The sequence below is a fragment of the Streptomyces sp. NPDC033131 genome, assembly GCF_055578365.1.
Genome location: NZ_JBVIPA010000001.1, coordinates 186,164 through 209,265 on the forward strand (window position 1 = coordinate 186,164; position 23,102 = coordinate 209,265).

The 23,102-nt window shown below is 70.8% G+C and carries 23 protein-coding genes; 12 read left to right on the forward strand and 11 right to left on the reverse strand.

The features are described 5' to 3' along the window. Positions 1–10: 10 nt before the first annotated feature. Positions 11–862, reverse strand: coding sequence for a helix-turn-helix domain-containing protein (locus ACZ5XS_RS00780; RefSeq protein WP_468647025.1), 852 nt, complete (start codon positions 860–862; stop codon positions 11–13). Positions 863–1,099: 237 nt separating this feature from the next. Here ACZ5XS_RS00780 and ACZ5XS_RS00785 point away from each other — a divergent pair, with 237 nt between their 5' ends. Continuing rightward, on the forward strand, positions 1,100–1,582 hold the full coding sequence (locus ACZ5XS_RS00785; protein WP_468647026.1) for an ATP-binding protein: 483 nt from the start codon (positions 1,100–1,102) through the stop codon (positions 1,580–1,582). Positions 1,583–1,759: 177 nt separating this feature from the next. Here ACZ5XS_RS00785 and ACZ5XS_RS00790 read toward each other — a convergent pair whose 3' ends face one another. The 6 genes from ACZ5XS_RS00790 to ACZ5XS_RS00815 all read right to left on the reverse strand — a co-directional run bounded on the left by ACZ5XS_RS00790 (position 1,760) and on the right by ACZ5XS_RS00815 (position 6,581). Then, entirely contained in the window at positions 1,760–2,260 is a 501-nt protein-coding gene (locus ACZ5XS_RS00790; RefSeq protein WP_468647028.1) for a hypothetical protein, read from the reverse strand. Positions 2,261–2,384: 124 nt separating this feature from the next. Continuing rightward, a complete protein-coding gene (locus tag ACZ5XS_RS00795) occupies positions 2,385–3,164 on the reverse strand; it encodes a succinate dehydrogenase iron-sulfur subunit (RefSeq protein ID WP_217235071.1) in 780 nt (259 codons plus the stop codon). Then, a complete protein-coding gene (gene sdhA, locus ACZ5XS_RS00800; RefSeq protein ID WP_468647029.1) occupies positions 3,164–4,918 on the reverse strand; it encodes a succinate dehydrogenase flavoprotein subunit in 1,755 nt (584 codons plus the stop codon). Before sdhA ends, ACZ5XS_RS00795 begins: the two co-directional genes overlap by 1 nt. Before the next feature lie 24 nt (positions 4,919–4,942). Further along, positions 4,943–5,425, reverse strand: coding sequence for a succinate dehydrogenase hydrophobic membrane anchor subunit (locus ACZ5XS_RS00805; protein ID WP_468647030.1), 483 nt, complete (start codon positions 5,423–5,425; stop codon positions 4,943–4,945). Between the two features lie 5 nt (positions 5,426–5,430). Then, positions 5,431–5,811, reverse strand: a complete 381-nt coding sequence (gene sdhC / locus ACZ5XS_RS00810; protein WP_217235068.1) for a succinate dehydrogenase, cytochrome b556 subunit — start codon at positions 5,809–5,811, stop codon at positions 5,431–5,433. Between the two features lie 191 nt (positions 5,812–6,002). Further along, a complete protein-coding gene (locus ACZ5XS_RS00815; RefSeq protein ID WP_468647032.1) occupies positions 6,003–6,581 on the reverse strand; it encodes a 2-oxo-4-hydroxy-4-carboxy-5-ureidoimidazoline decarboxylase in 579 nt (192 codons plus the stop codon). 225 nt (positions 6,582–6,806) lie between these two features. On the opposite strand from ACZ5XS_RS00815, the gene ACZ5XS_RS00820 reads away from it, so the two are divergent. From ACZ5XS_RS00820 to ACZ5XS_RS00830, 3 genes are all read left to right on the forward strand, one after another. Continuing rightward, positions 6,807–8,414 carry a beta-N-acetylhexosaminidase gene (locus tag ACZ5XS_RS00820; protein ID WP_468647500.1) on the forward strand — a complete coding sequence of 536 codons (1,608 nt, stop codon included), beginning with the start codon at positions 6,807–6,809 and terminating at the stop codon, positions 8,412–8,414. Between the two features lie 106 nt (positions 8,415–8,520). Next, positions 8,521–9,036: a hypothetical protein gene (locus tag ACZ5XS_RS00825; protein ID WP_468647033.1), complete on the forward strand. Its 516-nt coding sequence runs from the start codon at positions 8,521–8,523 to the stop codon at positions 9,034–9,036. A gap of 76 nt (positions 9,037–9,112) precedes the next feature. Next, complete coding sequence (locus tag ACZ5XS_RS00830; protein WP_468647034.1) at positions 9,113–9,721, forward strand: hypothetical protein; 609 nt, start codon at positions 9,113–9,115, stop codon at positions 9,719–9,721. Positions 9,722–9,759: 38 nt separating this feature from the next. Here ACZ5XS_RS00830 and ACZ5XS_RS00835 read toward each other — a convergent pair whose 3' ends face one another. Then, on the reverse strand, positions 9,760–10,254 hold the full coding sequence (locus ACZ5XS_RS00835) for a DUF1877 family protein (protein WP_468647036.1): 495 nt from the start codon (positions 10,252–10,254) through the stop codon (positions 9,760–9,762). Between the two features lie 176 nt (positions 10,255–10,430). On the opposite strand from ACZ5XS_RS00835, the gene ACZ5XS_RS00840 reads away from it, so the two are divergent. Further along, entirely contained in the window at positions 10,431–10,826 is a 396-nt protein-coding gene (locus ACZ5XS_RS00840; RefSeq protein ID WP_468647037.1) for a hypothetical protein, read from the forward strand. Between the two features lie 119 nt (positions 10,827–10,945). Here the strand turns inward: ACZ5XS_RS00840 and ACZ5XS_RS00845 are convergent, their stop codons facing one another. After that, on the reverse strand, positions 10,946–13,621 hold the full coding sequence (locus ACZ5XS_RS00845) for an N-acetylmuramoyl-L-alanine amidase (RefSeq protein ID WP_468647039.1): 2,676 nt from the start codon (positions 13,619–13,621) through the stop codon (positions 10,946–10,948). A 202-nt stretch (positions 13,622–13,823) separates the two neighbouring features. Here ACZ5XS_RS00845 and ACZ5XS_RS00850 point away from each other — a divergent pair, with 202 nt between their 5' ends. The 5 genes from ACZ5XS_RS00850 to ACZ5XS_RS00870 all read left to right on the forward strand — a co-directional run bounded on the left by ACZ5XS_RS00850 (position 13,824) and on the right by ACZ5XS_RS00870 (position 18,104). After that, positions 13,824–14,267 carry a hypothetical protein gene (locus tag ACZ5XS_RS00850; RefSeq protein WP_468647041.1) on the forward strand — a complete coding sequence of 148 codons (444 nt, stop codon included), beginning with the start codon at positions 13,824–13,826 and terminating at the stop codon, positions 14,265–14,267. A 160-nt stretch (positions 14,268–14,427) separates the two neighbouring features. After that, positions 14,428–15,057 (forward strand): RNA polymerase sigma factor, encoded by a 630-nt coding sequence (locus tag ACZ5XS_RS00855; RefSeq protein WP_468647043.1) that lies wholly within the window; start codon positions 14,428–14,430, stop codon positions 15,055–15,057. Then, entirely contained in the window at positions 15,054–15,881 is an 828-nt protein-coding gene (locus ACZ5XS_RS00860; protein ID WP_468647045.1) for a hypothetical protein, read from the forward strand. The genes ACZ5XS_RS00855 and ACZ5XS_RS00860 overlap by 4 nt, the downstream gene beginning before the upstream one ends. Positions 15,882–16,266: 385 nt before the next feature. Next, entirely contained in the window at positions 16,267–16,929 is a 663-nt protein-coding gene (locus ACZ5XS_RS00865) for an RNA polymerase sigma factor (protein ID WP_468647047.1), read from the forward strand. Continuing rightward, the gene (locus ACZ5XS_RS00870) at positions 16,929–18,104 is read left to right on the forward strand and encodes a hypothetical protein (protein ID WP_468647048.1); all 1,176 of its coding nucleotides are present in this window, start codon (positions 16,929–16,931) and stop codon (positions 18,102–18,104) included. The genes ACZ5XS_RS00865 and ACZ5XS_RS00870 overlap by 1 nt, the downstream gene beginning before the upstream one ends. 288 nt (positions 18,105–18,392) lie before the next feature. Here ACZ5XS_RS00870 and ACZ5XS_RS00875 read toward each other — a convergent pair whose 3' ends face one another. Continuing rightward, entirely contained in the window at positions 18,393–19,211 is an 819-nt protein-coding gene (locus ACZ5XS_RS00875) for a L,D-transpeptidase family protein (protein WP_468647050.1), read from the reverse strand. 246 nt (positions 19,212–19,457) lie between these two features. Here ACZ5XS_RS00875 and ACZ5XS_RS00880 point away from each other — a divergent pair, with 246 nt between their 5' ends. After that, positions 19,458–21,038, forward strand: a complete 1,581-nt coding sequence (locus ACZ5XS_RS00880; protein WP_468647052.1) for an acyl-CoA mutase large subunit family protein — start codon at positions 19,458–19,460, stop codon at positions 21,036–21,038. Between the two features lie 57 nt (positions 21,039–21,095). Next, positions 21,096–21,758, forward strand: a complete 663-nt coding sequence (leuE, locus tag ACZ5XS_RS00885) for a leucine efflux protein LeuE (protein ID WP_468647054.1) — start codon at positions 21,096–21,098, stop codon at positions 21,756–21,758. 50 nt (positions 21,759–21,808) lie between these two features. Here leuE and ACZ5XS_RS00890 read toward each other — a convergent pair whose 3' ends face one another. Further along, the gene (locus ACZ5XS_RS00890; RefSeq protein WP_468647501.1) at positions 21,809–22,924 is read right to left on the reverse strand and encodes an acyltransferase family protein; all 1,116 of its coding nucleotides are present in this window, start codon (positions 22,922–22,924) and stop codon (positions 21,809–21,811) included. Positions 22,925–23,102 lie beyond the last annotated feature (178 nt).

The following is a 23,102-nucleotide window of genomic DNA, read 5'->3' on the forward strand; positions in this document are numbered from 1 at the left end:
GGCTCGGCCTTCAGGTGTCTTGGGCGATGCGGTGGATGAGGTCGCCTGAGAGTTCTGGGTTCAGGGTGGCCTGCTCCATGCGGTCAAGGATGAGTCGGTACTTGGCCAACTGTGCAACGGAGTCGATGAGTTCGCTGCCGTGAGCCGCGTCGAGCTGCGCCGTGTCGAGGGCGGGGACGGGGCCGTATGCGTAGTCCAACCCATGGCCGACGGTGGGGAAAGCGGTGCCGTCGAAGGGGATCACTCGGAGGTTGATATGCGGTTGTTCGCCCATCTTGGTGAGGTGCTCCAACTGGGCGCGGGCCACTTCACGGCCGCCGAACCGCATCCGTAGCGCGGCTTCGTGGATGACCGCCGTGTACTGCAGCGGCTGGTCGCGGTGAAGGACGGCCTGGCGCTTGATGCGGTGGGAGATGCGGTACTCGATCTCGTGTGGGCGCAGGGCCGGGACCACTTGGCGGAAGAGGGTCCGGGCGTGTTCCGGGGTCTGGAGCAATCCGGGGATGTTGATGACCTGGGCGACGCGTAGGGACACCGCGTGGTGCTCCATTTCCGCGACGTCCAGAAAGCGGGGTGGGAGGGTCTCCCGGTACTCCTCCCACCAGCCGCGTTCTCGATGCCCGGTCATCGCGACGAGCGCATCGATGAGGGTGTCGTCGGTGCAGTCGTAGTTGTGGGCGAGTGTCCGGACGCGCTGTTCGCTGAGGCCGAAGCGGCCCGTCTCGATGTTGCTGATGCGCGCCTGGTTGGCGCCGATCATCTCGCCGGCCTCGCGGGCGGTGAGCCCCGCGCTCTCGCGCAGCTTGCGCAACTCGGCTCCCAGGCGGATCTGGCGCGCCGTAGGGGTCTGCCTTGGCGGCATGTCCTTCCGCTCCCTTGTCTTGCGGCGTATGCGGTCACTCACACGAGTGGAACGTCGCATGCATCCGCAGATTCTGTAGAAACTATTCTACGGATGCCCCTACGGTGAGACCTGAGCCGCTCAACCGACCTGGCCGATAAGTCGGAAGTGCACCACGCCACTCCTCAAGTGCGCGGCATCGCCACCGCCCTGCTGAGTCGTCGAGCAAATCAAGTCCCCCCACCGCAGGAGCCGTTCATGGTCACCGTATCCCCGTCGGAATGCGAGACGTCCCCAACTTGGGCATACGCCCTCCAACTGCCCCACGACGCCCGCGCGGCGCGCATCGCCCGTGTCACCCTGCGAGCTGTGCTTGCCGGTCACGGCATGGTCCAACTCCAGGACACCGCAGAACTGTTGGCCTCGGAGTTGGTCACCAATGCCTACCGGTATTCGGACGGTCCGGCGGCCCTGCGCCTGCGCGGGCTTGGCGGCGACCGGCTGCGGGTGAGCGTCTGGGACACCAACCCGCACATTCCGCCCCCGTTCGACCAGCGGTCCAGGCCCCTGTGCCCGGTCCCGGCGGAGGCCGTCGGCGGGCGTGGACTGTTCCTCGTCTGCCATTACGCGGAGAACTGGGGTGGCTATCCGCTGGGCAACGATCTCTTCGGGCGGGGTGGCAAGCTGCTGTGGTGCGAGGTCGGGCCACCGGCCGTCGACAACGCGAGGGCGGTCGCGTGATCGGACTTCCGGCCCGGTCGCCATACCGGCCCGGCACACTGCTGTCGTGGCGAGTGGGAATAGGTGAGCAGGAAGGCTCCCTCCCGCTGCCAACGGTGATCCTCAGCAAGGCGATCGCGCTGCCGACGACACAGGATCACCGATGCGATGATCCTGAGCCCTCGGCGAGGGGTCGGCTCACATGTTGCTCAGCGACCGGGCGTAGTTGATCTGCCCCATGACCGCGGGGAAGGTGTGGGGACCGAGGGCCGGGAGCATCGTCGAGTGGTGCCGGCCCGCGCTCGTCACGGTGACCTGGATGTAGCCGACGGTCTTCTTCTCCTTCATCAGGAGGAACAAGAGGCCGAGGAGGCAGAACACGAAGAAGAGGATGGCCAGCACGATGGCGTGCGGCGGCATCCGCTCCTCCGTGTGCGACATGTCGGTGGCGTTCCACACCGCGCCGCGCAACGGCAGCGGGCCGGCCGGCGTGACGATCTGGTTGTCCATCACCATGATGTCCCCGATGGCCAGCAACGGCGCACCGCCCATGGGGACCGGAGCCGCCGGTTGCTGAGGGAAGCCGTACGCCGACGCCGGGTTGGGGTATCCGTAGCCGGGCACCGCGGGAGGCTGGGCGGGCGGTTGCCCGGGGCCCCACTGGCTGGCTTCGCTCTGGTACGGATTCGGCTCGGTCATTCTGTGGTCCCCCGTTTTCAGCTGTATCTGATCGGCTCTGTGGCAGAGGGGCCGTTCCTCCCGCCACCGGGAGGAACGGCCCCTCGTACTTTCTCAGACGTCTCGCTGTGTCAGCGAAATCTCCTCAGAAGCGGCGCGTGATAAGCGCCCGCTTCACCTCCTGGATCGCCTTCGTGACCTCGATGCCGCGCGGGCAGGCGTCCGTGCAGTTGAAGGTGGTCCGGCAGCGCCAGACACCGTCGCGGTCGTTCAGGATCTCCAGTCGCTGCTCCGCCGCGTCGTCGCGCGAGTCGAAGATGAAGCGGTGGGCGTTGACGATGGCGGCCGGGCCGAAGTACTGGCCGTCGTTCCAGAAGACCGGGCACGAGGACGTGCAGGCCGCGCAGAGGATGCACTTCGTCGTGTCGTCGAAGCGCTCGCGGTCCTCGGCCGTCTGGAAACGCTCGCGCGTCGGCTCGTTCGTCTCCTTCGTGATGAGGAAGGGCATCACGTCGCGGTACGCCTGGAAGAACGGGTCCATGTCCACGACCAGGTCCTTCAGGACCGTGAGGCCCTTTATGGCCTCCACCGTGATCGGCTTCTCGGGGTTGAGGTCCTTGATCAGCGTCTTGCAGGCGAGGCGGTTCTTGCCGTTGATCCGCATGGCGTCCGAGCCGCAGATGCCGTGCGCGCAGGAACGGCGGAAGGTCAGCGTGCCGTCCAGTTCCCACTTGATCTTGTGCAGGGCGTCGAGGACGCGTTCCTTCGGGTCGATCTCCACCTGGAAGTCTTCCCAGGTCGCCTCGGCCGAGACCTCGGAGTTGAAGCGCCGGATGCGGAAGGTCGCCGTGATGTACGGGGAGTCGGCGAAGCCGGGCTCGGGTGTGCCGGCCGCGTCCGCCTTGTCCAGGGTCGGGGTTGCCATCAGTACTTACGCTCCATCGGCTGGTAGCGGGTCTGGACGACCGGCTTGTAGTCGAGACGGATGGACTCGGTGCCGTCGTCGCCCACCTCGCGGTACGCCATGGTGTGGCGCATGAAGTTGACGTCGTCGCGGTTCGGGTAGTCCTCGCGGTAGTGACCGCCGCGGGACTCCTTGCGCGCCAGGGCGGACACGGCCATGACCTCGGCCAGGTCCAGGAGGTTGCCGAGCTCGACGGCCTCCAGCAGGTCCGTGTTGAACCGCTTGCCCTTGTCCTGGATCGAGACGTTCAGGTAGCGCTCGCGGAGTTCCGCGATCTTCTCCACCGCCGTCTTGATCGTCTGCTCGGTGCGGAACACCATGACGTTCGCGTCCATGGTCTCCTGGAGCTCGCGGCGCAGGACCGACACCCGCTCGGTGCCGGTGGCGTCGCGCAGGCGCTCCACCTGCGAGATCACCAGCTCCGCCGGGTTCTCGGGCAGCTCGACGTAGTCCGCCTTCTGCGAGTACTCGGCGGCCGCGATGCCCGCCCGCTTGCCGAAGACGTTGATGTCCAGCAGCGAGTTGGTGCCGAGGCGGTTCGCGCCGTGGACGGACACGCAGGCGACCTCGCCGGCCGCGTACAGGCCCGGGACGACCGTCGTGTTGTCCGCGAGGACCTCACCCTCGACGTTCGTCGGGATGCCGCCCATCGCGTAGTGCGCGGTGGGCTGGATCGGGATCGGGTCCGTGTACGGCTCGATGCCCAGGTAGGTGCGCGCGAACTCGGTGATGTCCGGGAGCTTGGCGTCGAGCTGCTCCGGCGGGAGGTGGGTGAGGTCGAGGTAGACGTGGTCGCCCTCGGGGCCGCAGCCGCGGCCTTCCCGGATCTCCGTGTAGATCGAGCGGGACACGACGTCTCGCGACGCCAGGTCCTTCATCACCGGCGCGTACTTCTCCATGAAGCGCTCGCCGTCCTTGTTGCGGAGGATGCCGCCCTCACCGCGGGCGCCCTCCGTCAGCAGGATGCCCATGCGCCAGATGCCGGTCGGGTGGAACTGGAAGAACTCCATGTCCTCCAGGGGGAGGCCGCGACGGTAGACCGCCGCCTGGCCGTCACCCGTCAGCGTGTGCGCGTTCGACGTCACCTTGAAGAACTTGCCGCAGCCGCCGGACGCGTAGATCACGGCCTTCGCCTGGAAGACGTGGATCTCGCCGGTCGCCAGTTCGTAGGCGACGACGCCGGCCGAGCGCTTGACGCCGTCGACCTCGGTGATCAGCTGGTCCAGGACGTAGAACTCGTTGAAGAACTCCACGCCCTCCTTGACGCAGTTCTGGTACAGCGTCTGGAGGATCATGTGACCGGTGCGGTCGGCCGCGTAGCAGGAGCGGCGGACCGGGGCCTCGCCGTGGTTGCGCGAGTGACCGCCGAAGCGGCGCTGGTCGATGGTGCCGTCCGGGGTGCGGTTGAACGGCAGGCCCATCTTCTCCAGGTCGAGGACGGAGTCGATGGCCTCCTTCGCCAGGATCTCGGCGGCGTCCTGGTCGACCAGGTAGTCACCGCCCTTGACCGTGTCGAAGGTGTGCCACTCCCAGTTGTCCTCCTCCACGTTGGCCAGCGCGGCGGCCATGCCGCCCTGCGCGGCGCCCGTGTGGGAGCGGGTGGGGTAGAGCTTGGTCAGCACGGCGGTGCGGCTGCGCTTCGTCGACTCGATGGCGGCGCGCATACCGGCGCCGCCGGCGCCGACGATGACGGTGTCGTACTTGTGGATCTTCATGGGTGGATTACCTCAGCCCCGTGCCTAGCGGATGTTCGGGTCGAAGGTGAAGATCACCAGCGTGCCCAGCAGGATGGTGAACACCGTGGCGGTGTAGAGCAGGCCCTTCAGCCACAGGCGGGTGCCCGCGCGCTCCGCGTAGTCGTTGATGACCGTGCGCAGACCGTTGGCGCCGTGCAGCATCGCGAGCCACAGCATCAGCAGGTCCCAGACCTGCCAGAACGGGGACGCCCAGCGACCCGCCACGAAGGCGAAGCCGATCTTGGAGACGCCGCCGTCGAGCACCAGCTGGATCAGCAGGTGGCCGATGACCAGGACGACCAGGACGATGCCCGACAGGCGCATGAACAGCCACGCGACCATCTCGAAGTTGCCCCGCGTGGTCTTCGGGGTCTTCCTGGTGCGCTGGCGCGGGGCCTCGATGAGGGGGGCCGGGTTGTCGACGCTGTAGAGGGACTCGCCCTCGACGGGGCCGATACCGGACGCGGGCTTCTCGGTGGTGGACATGCGCGTCAGCTCCCGAACAGTTCGCGGTAGGCGTGGCCGAGGACGGGGTAGATCGCCCCGATCATCAGCACCAGCCACAGGCCCACGACACTCCAGAGCATCTGCTTCTGGTAGCGCGGGCCCTTCGACCAGAAGTCGACGGCGATGACGCGCAGGCCGTTGAGGGCGTGGAAGAGGATGGCGGCGACGAGGCCGTACTCCAGCAGCGCCACGACCGGCGTCTTGTAGGTGGCTACGACCTTGTCGTAGTCCTCGGGGGAGACACGCACGAGCGCGGTGTCCAGCACGTGAACGAACAGGAAGAAGAAGATGAGGACGCCGGTGACTCGGTGAGCCACCCATGACCACATACCTTCCCGGCCGCGGTACAGCGTTCCAGCCGGCACGGAAGAGCCCTCCGAAAGCGGGGATTGGGGCCGCGCCGGCTTCTGTGTCGGACGGGCCCGGCCGGGTACGGTCCACCGGCCCCCAGCATCGTAGCGAGATGCTGGCGCTGGGCTTACGCGGGGCCTCGCGGTGTGATCAAAGTGGCACGCGTATGGGTGAGGGTCGGCGGGTTCTGGGGTGGGGTGTCCTGTTATGTGCCGAGGGCGGGAGTGTTGGGGCTGGTCGCGCAGTTCCCCGCGCCCCTGAGGAGCCTCGCCAGGCGCCCCCTCGCGAGGCGTCGTAGCTCTTCTGCCGCCACTCCCCGCTCTTCCTCCGGATCGTTTGTCAATCGTGACCGGATGCCCGCCAGTACGTGGTCGGAGGCCTCCTCGGGGGGCAGGCCGTCCAGGCAGATGACGAACTGGTGTCCGAATCGGGCCTCGTACGCCGCGTGCGCCGCGCCAAGCGCCATATGTGCGGCCCCGTACGCGTCCTCCGGCAGTACCGGCAGTGTCTCGCCCGCCAGTGCCTCCGCCAGATCCCCCGGGGTCAGGTCGTACGCCGCCTCGTCCGACGCGGCCAGAAGGGATTCCACGTTCGGGTAGGGCCGATGGGCGACGACGCGGGTGGCCCAGCGGAGGCTGCGGAGGCAGGTGAGGAGCGTGGGCCGGAGCTCCTCGGCGGGAGCGGTGTTGAAGTGCTCCAGCGGGGCAGACGAGCCGGGCGTGTCCCGGGTCTGCTGGGGCAGCGAGGGTATGGCCACTCGGCCAGGAAGGTGTGGGGGCGTCACGTGGGTTTCGGTGGGAAGGTGAGGTGAGAGATGTGGCGCCAGGCTATCGAGAGCGGACAACACGTGTCCGACGGATGCCCGAATTTCATCCGAACGGGAGAGTTTAGGAACCTCTCGTGACGCGCCCCTGTTGTCGCAGGGCCTAGCGTGGTGGGTGTGAGTCAGCACAGGCGAAGTCAGCACAGGCGCCGGACAGCGGCGAAGAGCGCGCTGAAGCAGACGTGGGTGCTGATCGTCGCGGTGGTGGTCGTGACGGTCGCGGCCGGGGTGAGCCTCGGGCTGCTGGCCGCCGGCGGCGACGGCAGCGAGCCCGCGGGGTCCGCGCAGGGGCAGCCGTCCCAGGGCGCTGCCGCGGGCGAGGCGCAGCCCCCCGCACAGACCCCCAGCCCGACGCCGACCCGCTCCTACCCGCTGTCGCAGGCACCCAGGACCATCCCCGCCGTCCGCACCCACACCCCCGCCCGCGGTCCCGGCTGGAAGCCGGTCAAGGGCGAGCGGGTCGTGGTCAGCGACGGTGACCTGGCCGACGAGGGGCGGCTGCTCGCCGGTGAGCTGGGGCTGACGTACGCGGGCGAGAAGGACGACGTGCGCGCCGGGGACGTACGGCTGGCGCTCAACGACGACGAAGGCGCGGATCCGGAGTCGTACGCCATGACCGTGCGCGGTGGGCGGGTGACCATCAGCGGGTCCGCGGACGCCGGGGTGTTCTACGGCACGCGCACGCTCAAGCAGGAGGTCCACGCCGGCGGTACGGCGCCGGAGGGCGTGGTGCGGGACGAGCCGGCCAAGCCGGTGCGCGGGTTCATGCTGGACATCGCGCGCAAGCACTTCACGGCCGACTGGATCGAGGACCGGGTCCGGGAGCTCGGCGACCTGAAGTTCAACCAGCTCGGGCTGCACTTCTCCGACGACCAGGGGTTCCGGATCGAGTCCGACTCCCACCCCGAGATCGTGTCCGCGGACCACCTGACCAAGGCGCAGGTCAAGCGGATCGTCGCCCTCGCGGCCAGTCGGCACATCACCGTGGTGCCCGAGATCGACTCGCCGGGGCATCTGGGCGCCGTGATCGCCGCGCACCCGGACCTGCAGCTGCGCAATGTGCGGGGTGCGGCGACGCGCGGGGCGGTCGACATCTCCGATCCGGACGCCGCCGAGATCGTCGACGACCTGCTGAACGAGTACGCCGGACTCTTCCCGGGCGGCCAGTGGCACCTCGGCGGTGACGAGTACCAGGCGCTGGTGGTGTCCGACCCGGAGGCGTCCTACCCGCAGCTGGCCACCGCAGCCCGGGAGGCCTACGGCTCCGGCGCGACCGTCGAGGACCTCACCACCGGCTGGCTCAACGACCGCGCCGACACGGTCCGCGCCCACGACAAGATCCCCCGCGCCTGGAACGACGGCTTCTTCGCCGGTACGACCGTCCAGGCCGACAAGGACATCCAGGTCGCCTACTGGACGGGCAAGGAGATCGGGGCGCGGCTGCCGATCGCGTATCTGCGCGAGGGCCGCAAGATCATCAACTACAACGACGAGTTCCTTTACTACGTCCTCGGGCAGCCGCTGACCTTCGTCTACCCGACCGGGCAGCGGATCTACGAGCAGTGGACGCCGCTCGTCGTGCGTGGCACCCAGCCGGTGCCCGCGAAGTACGACGCCCAGATCCTCGGCGGGTCCTTCGCGGTCTGGTGCGACCTGGCGAACTCACAGACCGAGGGGCAGGTCGCGGCCGGGATCCGGATGCCGCTCAGGGCGACGGTCCAGAAGCTGTGGGACCCGGGGAAGCCGGAGCTGTCGTGGTCGCAGTTCAAGGGGCTCGCCGACCGGCTGGGCTGAGTTCGGCCCCCGACCCGGGGCGGATTGTGCCGTCCGGCTGCGAACGACCGTACGAATGTGGTGTATTCGGGCGGAGCCGTAGGAGAGCAGCCGGGGGGAACCGGAAATGGGTTACTGGGGGTACTTCGTCGTCGGCCGCGGACAGCGGCCGCTCGCGGAGCTGGAGGCGCTGGCCGACGTCAAGGGCATGGCGCAGCGGGCGTCGGCGCCTGGTGGGTGGCAGGTGTGGGAGTACGCGAGCGGCGACGGTGACGTCGGGAGCATGAACGGCCTCGCCGTGGAGACGGGCGCGCCCGCGCTCTTCGGATACGTCATGGACAGTGCGACCGTGGTCGTGGAGGCGGCGGGGCCGGAGAGCGGGGCGTGGACGACGTGTCTGGCCCGGGGGGCGATGACCACCTATCTCGGGGCCGACCGGGAGGGACTGACCCTGGAGGACTACTTCCTGGAGCCCGGGGACGCCGCCGAGCGGGCCGTCGCGTGGGCGGCGGAGGCGGGGCACGAGATCGCCGCAGAGCCGGTGATCGACGTGCTGACCGCGGACCCCGACCCCGAAGCGGACGTGTTGGCCGAAAACCTGTTCTTCCGGCTGCTCGACCGGCTCGGTGTGGTGCCCCTGTGACACTCCCGGGTCGTCGCGCGCAGTAAGGGGAAGTGCGGGCTCCGTAAGGGAGGACCGCCTGGCGAGGGAGCGTGGAATGAGCCTGGTGGAACTGATCGCTCAGGCCGACGAGCGCGGACTGGCCGCCAGTGGGTTGGCTTGTTTGGATCGGTGTCTTCCCCTGCTGGGCGGTGACGACGAGGTGCTGCGTCCGCTGTGGGCGGGCCTCGCGGACGGCGGTGACGTCGACGACTGGGCCGCCCGCATCGCAGAGGTGCGCGGCAAGCTCGGCGACGGCGGTCCCGACGATCCTGCCGTCGCCGGTCCTGCCGACCCCACCGGTCCCGCCGGGTCCCCGGGGGACGAGGCCACGCTGCTGGCCAGACGGATGCTCGCCGCCGCACCGGCCGAGCGGTCCGCCGCCGAGGTGCGGGTGTGGGCCGACGCCTGCTCCGTCGCCTCCCTGCACATCCACCGCCTCCTCGACCCCCTGGCCGGCCGGGCGTCCTCGGTCGACGCCCGCCGCGAGGGCCGTACGGAGGGCATGTCACCCCTCGTCGCCGCCGAACTGCGCCGCCAGATCATCGTCCTGGAACTGCTCGCCGAGCACGGCGCGGGAGGCGTACGCCGGGCGCTGGAGGTGTCCACGGAGGGGCGCCGTGTGCTGCGCGCGGTGGTGGCGCGGCGCTCCCGGCGGCGCACCTGAGGGCCGTTCGTCCGTTCGGACGGGCTGAGCGTCGCCGCTCACCGCACCAGCCACTTCACCACCGCGTCCCCGTACAGGGCCGTCTGCGCGTAGAACGCGGTCAGGTCGCGGTGCGTGGACTCGAACATGCCGCGCGCTCCCGGTTCCGCGCCCGGCCCGCCGTACCTCGGCAGCAGTTCCTCGCGGGCGTCCCGCCACAGCGCCTCGAAGTCGGCCGACGTGAGGTAGTCGGCGACCTTGGCGGTCTGGGCGGCCGTCAGCACCAGGAACGGCGGATCGTCCGGTGCGGTGGCGGACACCGGGCCGCCGCCCAGGACGACGTGGGTCCGCGGGCCGTCCCCGGCGTGGTGCGGGGGAGCGCCGGCGTAGAGGAGTTCGTGACCGAGGTACCCCTTGTCGAGCACCTCCTCACGGCACCGGCCGATCCGTTCCCGCACGGTGTCCCAGTCGTCCTCGAACAGCCGTCGCAGCCAGGTCGCGCTGTTGCGCAGGGCCGAGGGCGGCACCGCGCGGAGATGGAAGTACAGGCTCATCACAGAGAGGAGCGCACGAGGGCGGGGAACTGTCACACCCGCGCCAAACCTCATTCCTGAGCAAGTCCTGTGACCGTGGTGGGGCGGCGGTGGGGCGGTCCTGCACCGGTTGCGGAAACCTCCCGGATCCGGGTGACGAAACGCTGCCCGGACACGCTTTCCCGGATGTGACGACTGTGACGACGCATCAGGAGACCAGGCCTTCGGCCGCGGCGAAGCCCGTGCGGTGGGCGGCGGACGTGGTGGCGACCCTGCGGGAGGGGGCGCGACTGCGGCTCGACTACTCGGCGCAGAGTCTGTGGAGCGTCGACCGGATGATCGACGAGATACGACGGGACGGGGCGCCGTACGCCGCCGTGGACGCGGTGCTGCGCGGGCTCGGGGCGTACGCCGGTGAGGTGATCGCCCGGCAGACCGGCGCCGAGTGGTGGGCGTCGGGCGGCGACCACTGGATCCGCACCCCCGACGGCCGGCTGTGGGACCCGATGGACGAGGCCCGGCGGTGCTTCGCGGGGGACGGGTCGCTGCGGCTGCTGTGCCGGGACGCCACGACGGCGGCGAGCACGTCGTAGCCGCTGACACCGGTGCGGTGACCCGGACCATCGCCGAGTGGGGCGAGGACATCGGCAGGGCGCCCTACCTGGCCTTCGGTTGCTCCGAAGCCGGGTAGAGCGCCCGTTTTCGTGCGGTTCTACGGCGTCAGCGTCTGCCCCAGCCGTCCGTCAGTCGGGGTGCCCAGCGTGGTCTTGCTGTAGATGACGGAGTCGGCGTAGCCGAGGCCCGTGCCGTTGCTCGGCAGGTACAGGAGGATGCCGTCGGTGCCGTCCTCGCCGTCGGCGCCGAACGTCAGGTCCGCGCGGCCGTAGCCGGACAGGTCCGCGAGGGTCGCGGACGAGCCGAGGCGGTCGCCGGTCTCCGTGGCGCCCGGGACGACGGACGTGTCCTGGGAGACGCCGGTCGAGCCGGAGCCGGTGAGGCCGGAGGCGCCGCCCTTGACGAGGATCGCGTCGCCCGCGTCGGCGCGGTTGACGCCGTCACGGGTGAGGTCCTCGCCGGGGGCGCCGGCGAGGGCGTCCGCGTAACCGTCGGCGTTGTGGTCGCCGACCGAGACCGAGGTGCCGAAGGCGTCGCCGGACTCGTTGCCGCCGGGGACGCCCGTCGTGTCCTGGTGGACCGTCGTCATGCCGGTCGTCGTGAAGCCCGTCGACGTGCCCGGGACCATGGTGATCTGGCCGCCCGAGATGCCGCCCGACTCGGAGGCGACCGGCTGGCCGATGACGATGTCGTCGTAGCCGTTGCCGTTGACGTCGCCCGCGGCGAGGGAGCGGCCGCCCTTCACGGAGATCACCCCGGCCTTGGTCAGGCCGGTCGCCGAGCCCGCGAAGCGGACCACGCGGCCGATGCCGCCGGTGTCGCGGTAGTTGAGGGCGACGTCCGCGTAGCCGTCCCGGTTGAAGTCGCCGGTGGCGGCGTCCAGGTAGGCGACCGAGCCGGTGGCGGAGGTGAGCGCGCCGTACTGGTACCTGCCGCTGCCCAGCCGGACGTTCCAGTTGCCGCCCTTGCCGGTGCCGGCCGCGAAGACGTCCGCCTTGCCGTCGGCGTTGAAGTCGCCGACGGTGACCGTGGAGCCGAGTCTGGCGCCGGCCGCCGTGATCCCCGAGGTGCTGTAGGAGAAGCCGGTGTCGAGGGCCGGGCCGTACATGACGGCGACCTGGCCGCGGTCGGTGCCGCTGGTGTCGTCCTCGCCGGGGGAGCCGACGGCGAGGTCGGCGTAGCCGTCGCCGTTGACGTCGCCCCATGCGGTGGAGGTGCCGAAGGCGTCACCGGTCTCGGTGGCGCCGGGGACGCCGGGGCTGTTCTGGGTGAGCGTGATCCTCGCGGCGGGGACCGGCCCGTCGACGCCGCCGGGGATCACCTTCACCGCGTTCGCCTTCGGAACACCCGCCGCCAGGTCGGTGACACCGTCCCGGTTGACGTCGGAGGTGGCCAGGGCGTGTGAGACGCCCGGCGTCTTCGCGAGCGCGGCGATCAGGGAGAGCTTCGGGTAGAGGTTGGCGCCCGGGCAGGCCGTGGCGTTGGTGTCCCGGTGGCCGAAGACGCGCGGCAGCGTGACCTGCCCGCCCAGCGGGATCCTGTTGCCGCTGTAGCCCTGTTCCGCGCCGGAGGTCAGTGTCACCTTGCCGGTCGGGTCGATGCCGTACATCCCGAACTTCCAGGCCACGACCCGGGCGATCGCGTCGAGGGCGGCCCTGCTCGGCTTGGCCGACTCGAAGTTGCCGATGTAGGAGATGCCGAGCGTGTTGGTGTTGAAGCCGGCGTCGTGCGCGCCGATCACCGGCAGGTCCATGCCGCCGCTGCGGCCCTCGAAGATCTGGCCGCACCTGTCGACGACGAAGTTGTAGCCGATGTCGAAGTAGCCGCGGGCGAAGTGGTCCTGCTGGATGGACCGCAGCCGGGCGGCGGACTTCGCGCAGGACAGGGTGTTGTCGCTGTCCACGCCGGTGTGGTGGATGACGGCGGCCTTGATCTCGGCGCCGTACTCCGGCGTGCCGTCGTAGTCCGTCGAGGCGCCCCACTGGGCCTGCGTGATGACCGGCGGCTTGACGACGGTCGAGGGGCGGGGGGCCGGGACCGTGGAGGTGGGGGTCGGGGAGGCCGTCACCGACGGGGAGGCCGAGGCCGAGGCCGACGCCGAGGTCGAGGTCGATGCCGACGCCGACGGGGACGTGGAGTCGGTGGGTGTGACGGTCGCCGTCGGCGTCGGGGAATCTGTCGGCGTCGGCGTCGTGGTCTCCGCCGCGAAAGCGGCCGGCTCCAGTTCGGAGCCCGCGGTCCGCTCCGGACCGGTCCCGGGATCCAGCAGCCTGACGTCCATGCCGGCCGGCTGCCCGCCCGCCTCCGTGCCGTCCGCCGTCACGACGCGCACCTCGATGCCGTCGGCGTCACCGGTCCACATCGATTCCGTGCCGCCGCGCAGGACCGCCCGCTCGCCCTCCGCGCCGTCCGCCTGGCTCGGCTCGACCGTCAGCTTCTGCCAGCCGGACCACGTGCCGGTCGTCAGGTCCCGGGTGCGCACCTCGGGCGTGCCCTTGGCGCCGGCCTCCGGGTCGTCCCAGGTCACCAGGACCGCGCTGAACCGGTCCGTCCCCCGCTTGGCCAGGCCCTTGCGGCCCCCGCCCTCGCTCCTGAGCTTCAGGGTGTGGACGGCCGGTGCACGGCCCTGGCCCTTGGCGTCGGACCGCGCGGGCGGGTCGGCCATCGCGTACGTGACGACGCCCGCACCGCTCAGCAGGACGGCTCCGACCGTCAGCCAGGCTCTTCGGCGAAGACTCAGCGGTCTGTACGCATGGGTCTTGCGAGGACTCAACTACCCCACCCCTACACAAAAATGGACACGAAAAAGGCACCTGTCACACAGGTCGCACTCACTCAGCGCACAGATCCCGTCGGACGTCACCGAACAGGCGAGACGGAAGAGGTCAGTGATGTTTGTGAGGCGGTATCCGCTGGGTCAATCGGGGGGAGTGGCCGGAGGCGGGAGCTCCCGAGACCGACCGAAGGGGGCCGACATGGACAAGAGAACGGACACGACGGACGAACCCGGGCCGTGCGCGCGGGAGATGCGGCCGTACGCGACGGCCTTCGTCGCCCGCGTCACCGCACGCAACCGACTGCCGCTGGACTACTCCGTGGCCAGCCTGCGCGTCGTCGACTTCCTGATCGACGGGCTGCGCAAGGGCGGCGCCGACCGGGAGCGGGCGCGCGGGACGCTGCTCGGGCTCGGGGCGTACGTCGGTGAGGTGCTGGTGCGTCGCGCGGGGGCGGTGTGGGTGGACCTGGACGCCGACCAGCGCGGGTACTTCGCCCAGCCGGTCGGCGTACGCATGCCGGACGGGCGGGTCTGGAACCCGCTCGGCAAGGTCCACAACCGTTTCGACACCGGCGGTCCCGAGGAGTCGCTGCGGACCTTCTACCTCACGCTGCACGGCCGGCCACGGCGGGTCGTGGCGTGACATGCCCGCACCACCTGGGCCGCTGAGGGCCGTGGGGCGCGGGGGCGGCTGTGACACTTCGGTGCGGCCCGGCGCTGATCACCGTGGGGGGCAGGTACAAGGGCGGCCGGACCGGCTCCATACGGATCCGCCGCCGACCGGGTACGGACGAGGACGGTTCTTGGGCCAAGGAGGGGAACCCCGCCGGGTGCAGGCATACGACGGGGAACTGGGCGCGGCCGTCGCGCGGGCCCAGCAGGGTGACGAGGCCGCCTTCGCGGTCGCCTACCGGCTGGTCCAGCCCGGCCTGCTCGGGTATGTGCGCGGTCTCGTCGGCGACGACGCCGAGGACGTGGCGTCCGACGCCTGGCTGGAGATCTCTAGGGACCTCGGCCGGTTCAAGGGCGACGGGGCCGGGTTCCGCGGCTGGAGCGCGACCATCGCCCGGCACCGGGCACTGGACCATCTGCGCCGCCAGAAGGTACGGCCCCGGCCGTCGGCGCTCGAGCAGGACGTACTGGATCTGCCCGGTCCGCACAGCACCCACGACCAGGCGCTGGAGTCCATCTCCACGGAGTACGCCCTGGAACTGGTCCGAGGGCTGCCGCGCGACCAGGCCGAGGCCGTACTGCTGCGGGTCGTCGTCGGACTCGACGGCCCCGCGGCCGCCCGCGTCCTCGGCAAACGCCCCGGCGCGGTGCGCACCGCCGCCTACCGGGGGCTGAAGCGGCTGGCCCGCCAGCTGGGCGGCGAGGACGCGGGCGAAGGTGTGACGGATGACGGGCCCCGGACGCTGGGGGAGTCGACATGACGGGCGACGGTGACAACAAGGCGCCGGACGGCCCGAACCGGTGGGACGGTCCGGGCGGACCGGACGGGAACGGACACGGTATGGGTGAGCGGCAGAACGGCAGCGGGGTCCCCGACCGCCGACGCGTACGCCCTGGCGATCGGGTTCCGGACGGCCCTACGGCAGACACCGCCGCGCTGGAGACCCTGCTCGCCACCACCATGCGTGCGGGCGCGGTCGACGCCGACGCCGAGCAGCGGGCCGTGATCGCCTTCCGGGCGGCCCGGGACGCGGGTGTGCACCGGGCGCGTACCCGGCGCCGGGACGACTGGCGGCCCCGGGAGCAGCGGAGTGCGGCGCGTTCGCTGAGGACCACGCTGTCGGTGTTCCTCGCCAGCCTCGCGCTGGGCGGTGTCGCGGTCGCCGCGATCGGCACGGCCGGTTCCTCCTCGGGCGGCTCCGATGACGACCGCGGTCGTGCCCCCGCCACCGCGAGCACCGGGGCCCGGCCGGGCGGTCCGTCCGCCGCACCGGGTTCCGGCCCGGAGGACCGCCCGGACACCGCGGCGGACACCGAGGCCCACTGCCGTGCGTACGAGCGCGTCGCGGGCCGGGGCGCGGCACTCGACTCGGCGGCCTGGCAGCGGCTGGTCACGGCCGCGGGCGGGGAGGCGAACGTACGTGCCTACTGCGCCGAGCAGTTGGCGCGGGCGAAGGACGAGAGCAAGCCGGGCAAGACGGTCGGGCCGGGCAGGACCGCGAAGCCCGACGAGCGCGGCAGGCCGGATGAAGATCCCGGCAGAAGTCAGGAAAAGGCCGACGAGGCCCAGGGGAAGAAGAACTAGGGCCTGTCCGGCGGATCAGGTCACAGGACATGCGCGGCGCCTCATCGACGCAGATCGGCGTGCCGGGCCTCGCGTCTGCGGCATGATCCGCCGGACAGGCCCTGGCCGCCGCGGCAACGGCCGGGGCCGCCACCCCCCACAGGAGAGGCCCCGGCCGTCGCGCGGCACGGGCCGCGCGGCGGCCCGTATTTCCTACAGCGCCGGTCGTGCGTTTTCTGTCACACCCCGCCGGGTCCCTCACGGCATCGGAGGGTGGTTGCATTTTGTACGGACATGGACGAGCAGTGGTTTCAGGTCGTAACGTGCCTTTCGCGCCGGGCGCGGAGTTGCATGATCATCGCAACCATCGGCGGCTCGAAGCCGCGACCATCGACTGAGGAACACTGTGCTGGGGGACGACGCGGAGCTGACGGCCGCCGTGCTTGCTGCACAGGACGGGAACGAGACCGCGTTCCGGACTGTGTATCGCACGGTGCACCCGCGCCTGCTCGGGTACGTGCGGACGCTGGTCGGCGATCCCGACGCCGAGGACGTGGCGTCCGAGGCATGGCTGCAGATAGCCCGAGACCTGGAGCGGTTCAGCGGCGACGCGGACCGTTTCCGCGGCTGGGCCGCCCGGATAGCGAGAAACCGCGCGCTGGACCACATCCGCATGCGCGGCCGCCGCCCCGCCGTCGGCGGCGACGAGACCGAGCTGACCGGCAGGCCCGCCGAATCCGACACCGCGGGCGAGGCCATGGAGGCCCTGGCCACCGACAGCACCCTCTCCCTCATCGCCCGGCTCCCGCAGGACCAGGCCGAGGCGGTCGTCCTGCGGGTGGTCGTGGGCCTGGACGCCAAGACCGCCGCCGAGACGCTCGGCAAGCGGCCGGGAGCCGTCCGGACGGCCGCGCACCGCGGTCTGAAACGGCTCGCCGAACTCCTCGACGGCGATCCGGAATCCTCGGGCGCGCTCGACGCCCTGCCGCCCCAGCGAGAACCGCACGGACGCGCGGTGACGTCCGCGAGTGTGACGGATACGCGTACGCGGACGCAGAAGGACATGTGATGGCCGACGAGCGCTGTGTCTTCCCGGAGGACGCGGATTCCTCCAGCGGCTCCGCCGAGGCCCGGACCCCCGACCGGTGGCTGGACCACGAAACGGCGGAGCTTCTGCTGCGCGGAGAGTCCCTCGACGCCGTCGACGTGGCCGACCGCGACCAGGCCGAACGGCTCGCCAAGACCCTCGGCGCGCTCTGTGCGGACGCGCCCGCCGATACCGAACTGCCTGGTGAGGCCGCCGCGTTGGCGGCCTTCCGCGAGGCGCGCACGGACCGCGCGGACGACCGGGCCGGTGAGCGGGCCGGTGAAACGGCCGGAGGCGGGGCCGAGGGGCGGGCCTCACGGGGCCGGCGCTCCCGCGGCCGTGGCTCCGACGCCGGGCTCGTCCGCATCGGCGGGCCGGGACCGGACGCGCCGCCCCGCCGACGAGCCCGCCCGGTGCACTTCGGGATGGCCGCCGCGCTGGCCGTCGGCATGATCGGCGGAGTCGCCTTCGCGGCCGGAACCGGAGCGCTGCCGTTCGGCGAGTCGGAACCGGAACCCGCCGCCTCCGTCTCGGCCGCGGTGACACCGGACCACCCGAGGGCGACGCCCTCGCCGAGCGCGCGCGGGAGCGAGCCCGCCCCGGACGGCGCCACCGGCGACACCGGTCAGGGCTCCCCGCGTGACACCGCGCGCGGCGGCTCGGCCACGCCGGACGACGGAACCGGCGCCGACGGCCGGAAGGGCGGCTCCGGCGACTCGTGGAGCGGGGCCGCTTCGGCGTGCCGTGCCGTGCGCGACGGCAAGGAGCTCAGCGCCGACCGCAGGCGCACCCTGGAGGGCGAGGCCGGCGGCTCCGCCCGGGTGTGGAAGTACTGCAAGGGCGTGCTGACCGCCGGCTCCTCGGACGAGGACGCCGGCAACGGCGGCAAGGGCGCCACGGACGACCAGCACGGCGAGGACGGCCGGAACGGCCGGGAAGACAACGAAGTCAAGGACGACCGGGGCGGCAAGGGCGAGGGCGACACCGGCAGCCGGAACGGTTCCGGCGACGCCTCCTCCGGCGGCAACCACCACGACGCGAACGGCGGCTTCGGCACGCCGTCGGCATCCGCGTCCACCGCGCCCCTCGCAGCGCAGCGGGCGCCGGCCTCGTACGGGCCGGCGCCCGGCCCGAGTCCGACGTACACCGCGCTCTGACCGGGACGAGCCAACCGGGACGAACCGACCGGTACGAACTGCCTGGTGCCTGCCTGCCATCCCCTGCTGACCTGGGGTTTCGCCGGCCGCGCGGACTCCGTCGAAATTCTTCCGCGGTGAGTGTGACGTTTTCGGCCGCCACAGCGCAGTAATGAGTGTGCCGACTGGTCATCGGCCGTAGCACAGAGCCGGGGTTCCCCCCGTACTCACGGCTCGTGCACCTTGGCGCGGGCGGGACACGTTCCCCCGGTCCCGCCCGCGCCCCGCACGTATCTCTCTCCCCGCGCGTCACCAGTGGACGACGACCTTGTCGCCGTTCCTCACCTGCGCGAACAGATCCGCGATGGCCGGTTCGTCCCGTACGTTGACGCAGCCGTGCGAGGCACCCGCGTATCCGCGGGCCGCGAAGTCGGACGAGTAGTGCACCGCCTGGCCGCCGCTGAAGAACATCGCGTACGGCATCGGGGAGTCGTACAGCGTCGACACGTGGTGGCGGGACTTCCAGTAGACGCTGAAGACGCCTTCGCGGGTGGGCGTGTACTGCGAGCCGAAGCGAACCGAGACCGTGCTGACCGTCCGCCCGTCGATCATCCAGCGCAGGGTCCGGCTCGTCTTGCTGATGCACAGCACCCGCCCGGTCAGGCAGCGCGGATCCGGGGTGTCGGCCGGCTGGCCGCCCATCAGGTACAGGTCCCACCGGCCCGGCTCGCGCGTCATCTTCAGCAGCCGCTGCCAGGTGACCGTGTCGGTCTCGCCGGTCTTCGGCAGCCCGCGCTTGCCCTGGAAGCCCGTGACCGCCTGTTCGGTCAGATCGTCGTAGGACCCCGTCGGCCCGTCGAAGAGCCAGGCCACCTGCCGCAGCCGGGCCTGGAGCTCACGCACGTCCCGGCCGGAGTCGCCCCTGGACCACAGGACCACGGGGGCCGGCTCGCTCTTCTTCGGCGTGGGCGTCGAGCTCGGCTTGTCGTCCGCGGGGGCGGACGAGGGGCTCTTGCCGGGGAGCTCGACACGCACCGGCGAGCGCTGCTCGCCCTCCCCGTCGGCGGCCTGCACCGTGCAACCGCTCAGCGCGGCCACGGCCAGCAGCGCGGCGATCCGTCTCCCCATGCCCTCAGTACGCATTCCGACCCCCGTCGTCTCACGGATGTGCACCGATGCCACCTGAGATGTCTGCCCCCGGATGACTGGTTGCGAACGGCGCGGCATTGTTGTGACCGGGACCTCGAAAGGGCTGTGAGCAAGGTCCCAGCGTGCTTCCCTCCACGGGGTGCACGCCCGCCGCTACAGTCCGTCGAAGGGTCGGACCGTACCAGCTGGTAACCGGCGAGTAACCTCAGCGGGAGGCAACACACCATGGCGCGCGAGTCGGAATCGGGACTGCCCATCGAGCCGGTGTACGGGCCGGAGGCCCTGGCGGGCTGGGACCCGGCCGAGAAGCTGGGGGAGCCGGGGTCGTACCCCTTCACCCGCGGTGTCTACCCGTCGATGTACACCGGCCGCCCGTGGACGATGCGCCAGTACGCCGGTTTCGGTACGGCCGCCGAGTCCAACGCCCGCTACAAGCAGCTGATCGCCAACGGCACCATGGGTCTGTCGGTCGCCTTCGACCTGCCCACCCAGATGGGCCACGACTCCGACGCGCCGATCGCGAGCGGCGAGGTCGGCAAGGTGGGCGTGGCGATCGACTCGGTCGAGGACATGCGGCTGCTGTTCGGCGGGATCCCGCTGGACAAGGTGTCGACGTCGATGACGATCAACGCCCCCGCGGCCCTGCTGCTGCTCATGTACCAGCTGGTGGGCGAGGAGCAGGGCGTCACCGCCTCCCAGCTCACGGGCACGATCCAGAACGACGTGCTGAAGGAGTACATCGCCCGCGGGACGTACATCTTCCCGCCGAAGCCGTCCCTGCGCCTGATCGCGGACATCTTCAAGTACTGCCAGGCCGAGATCCCGAAGTGGAACACCATCTCGATCTCCGGCTACCACATGGCCGAGGCGGGCGCCACGCCCGCGCAGGAGATCGCCTTCACCCTCGCGGACGGCATCGAGTACGTGCGCACGGCGGTCGCGGCGGGCATGGACGTCGACGACTTCGCGCCCCGCCTGTCCTTCTTCTTCGTGGCCCGTACGACCATCCTGGAGGAGGTCGCCAAGTTCCGTGCCGCGCGGCGGATCTGGGCGAAGGTGATGCGGGAGGAGTTCGGCGCGAAGAACCCCAAGTCGCTGATGCTGCGCTTCCACACCCAGACGGCCGGTGTCCAGCTGACGGCCCAGCAGCCCGAGGTGAACCTGGTCCGCGTCGCCGTCCAGGGCCTGGCCGCGGTGCTGGGCGGCACGCAGTCGCTGCACACCAACTCCTTCGACGAGGCCATCGCGCTGCCGACCGACAAGAGCGCGCGGCTGGCGCTGCGCACCCAGCAGGTCCTCGCCTACGAGACCGACGTCACGGCGACGGTCGACCCCTTCGCCGGGTCGTACGTCGTGGAGAAGATGACCGACGAGGTGGAGGCGGTGGCCATCGAGCTGATGGCCAAGGTCGAGGAGCTCGGCGGCGCGGTCTCGGCCATCGAACACGGCTTCCAGAAGGGCGAGATCGAGCGCAGCGCCTACCGCATCGCCCAGGAGACCGACTCCGGCGAGCGGGTCGTCGTCGGCGTCAACCGCTACCAGCTCGACATCGAGGAGCCGTACGAGCCCCTGCGCGTCGACCCCGCCATCGAGGCCCAGCAGGCCGAGCGGCTGGCGAAGCTGCGGGCCGAGCGGGACCAGGCGGCGGTGGACTCGGCCCTTGCTGCCCTGAAGAAGGCGGCCGAGGGCGAGGACAACGTCCTCTACCCGATGAAGGACGCGCTGCGGGCCCGGGCGACGGTCGGCGAGGTGTGCAACGCGCTGCGGGAGATCTGGGGGACCTACGTGCCGTCGGACGCCTTCTGAACAGCGGTTTCACCATGGACTGAGGGAGTGTCGTACCCGCGTGCGACACTCCTTTTCATGTTCGGAGTCATCGATCTCTCCACCTATCTGGCAGGACTCGTCCTGATCGTCCTGCTGCCGGGTCCCAACTCCCTGTACGTCCTGTCCGTCGCCGCCCGGCGCGGGGTGCGGGCCGGGTACACGGCCGCGGCCGGGGTCTGGTGCGGGGACGCCGTGCTGATGACCCTGTCGGCCGCCGGGGTCGCCTCGCTGCTCCAGGCGAACGCCGTGCTGTTCGGGATCGTGAAGTACGCCGGGGCCGGGTACCTGACCTGGCTGGCGATCGGGATGCTGCGGGCCGCGTGGGGGATGTGGCGGGACCGACGGGAGCGGGCCGGCGTCGAGGAGACCTCCGCCTCCGCCTCCGCCTCAGCCGCCGACGAGCGGCCGTATCGGCGGGCGCTGGTCATCAGCCTGTTCAACCCGAAGGCGATCCTGTTCTTCGTCGCCTTCTTCGTGCAGTTCGTCGACCCGGGATACGCCTACCCGGCGCTCTCCTTCGTGGTCCTCGGCACGTTCGCCCAGCTGGCCAGCTTCCTGTATCTCAGCGCGCTGATATTCAGCGGTACGAAACTGGCGGCGGCGTTCCGGCGTCGCAGGCGGCTGTCGGCGGGGGCCACTTCGGCGGCGGGGGCGTTGTTCCTGGGGTTCGCGGTGAAGCTGTCCTTGGCGAGTTCGTGAGGCGGTGGGGCCCCGTGCCGCGGTACGCCACCGCGCGTACGAAGCGGAGTTCAGCGCACCCGGGCCAGCGCCGCCCGCAGTCTGGGCGTCAACGGCTTCTCCACGTACCGGTTCAGCAGCCAGGCCAGCAGCAGCATCGAGGCGACGGTCAGCAGGAAGGTCTCCGCCGACGGCAGGCCGAGGCTGATGTGCAGGGCATGGATCACCACCCAGCCGAGGTGCTCGTGGACCAGGTAGAACGGGTACGTCAGCGCCCCGGCCACCGTCAGCCAGCGCCAGTCGGCCCAGTTCAGCCAGCCGAGCGCGATCGCCGCGACCGCCAGGAACCCGACGGCGACGACGAGGACGATGCCGAGTGAGGAGCGGTGGGCGAAGGCGTTCGGGTCGGACGCGTTCCACAGGCTGCGTACCGCGTAGTGCTGCCCGATCAGGAAGCTCACCGCCACGATGCCCCAGCCGTAGACGTCCCGCCGGTCGCGGTGGACGAGGTAGAGGCCGACTCCGCCGATGAAGAAGGGGGCGTACTCCGGCATCAGCACGACGTCGAGCAGCGGTTGGCGGGCGGCCTGCGCGAGCGCCGCCGCCAGCGTCCAGCCCGCGCAGAACAGGATCACGCGCCGCCGCGAAGCCCCGGGCAGGACGACACACAGCGCGAACAGCGCGTAGAAGCGGACCTCCGCCCACAGCGTCCAGCACACGCCCAGCACCCGGTCGACGCCCAACGGCTGTTGCAGCATGGTCAGGTTGACCAGGGTGTCGCTCGGTGACAGCGCCTCGTAGGCGACCATCGGCAGCGCGAACACGGCCGACACGATCAGGACCGCCGCCCAGTAGGCGGGCAGCAGCCGTGCGGCGCGGGACGCGAAGAACGACTTCAGGGGACGGCCCCAGCCGCTCATGCAGATCACGAATCCGCTGATCACGAAAAAGACCTGGACGCCGAGGCAGCCGTAAGCGAAATAGCCGTGCAGGGTGGGGAACTGCTCTTTCGGTGAACTTCCCCAGGCCCGGGTGATCTCGCCGCCCCGGCCGCCGTAGTGATAGGCCGCCACCATCAGCGCCGCGATCAGCCGCAGTCCGTCGAGAGCGCGCAGCCGGGATTCGCGGCGGGCCGGCCGGTCCGGCCGAGGAGGTGCGGGCGCGTCGGGCACCGGCCGGACGGTCATGCTGGTCACGAAATTCCCCTTGGTCGACGCGCGGCACTCCTGCGGTACTCGCGGCACATTAGTCCGAATCACAGGGAGGTCCCGGGCTGCGGGGAGACGGTTGTCCAGGTGGTCTCTGCGAATTCATCTGGAATTTTCCTTCGTTTCCTAACTTTCTCTCGACCTCCCCCCACGTGCT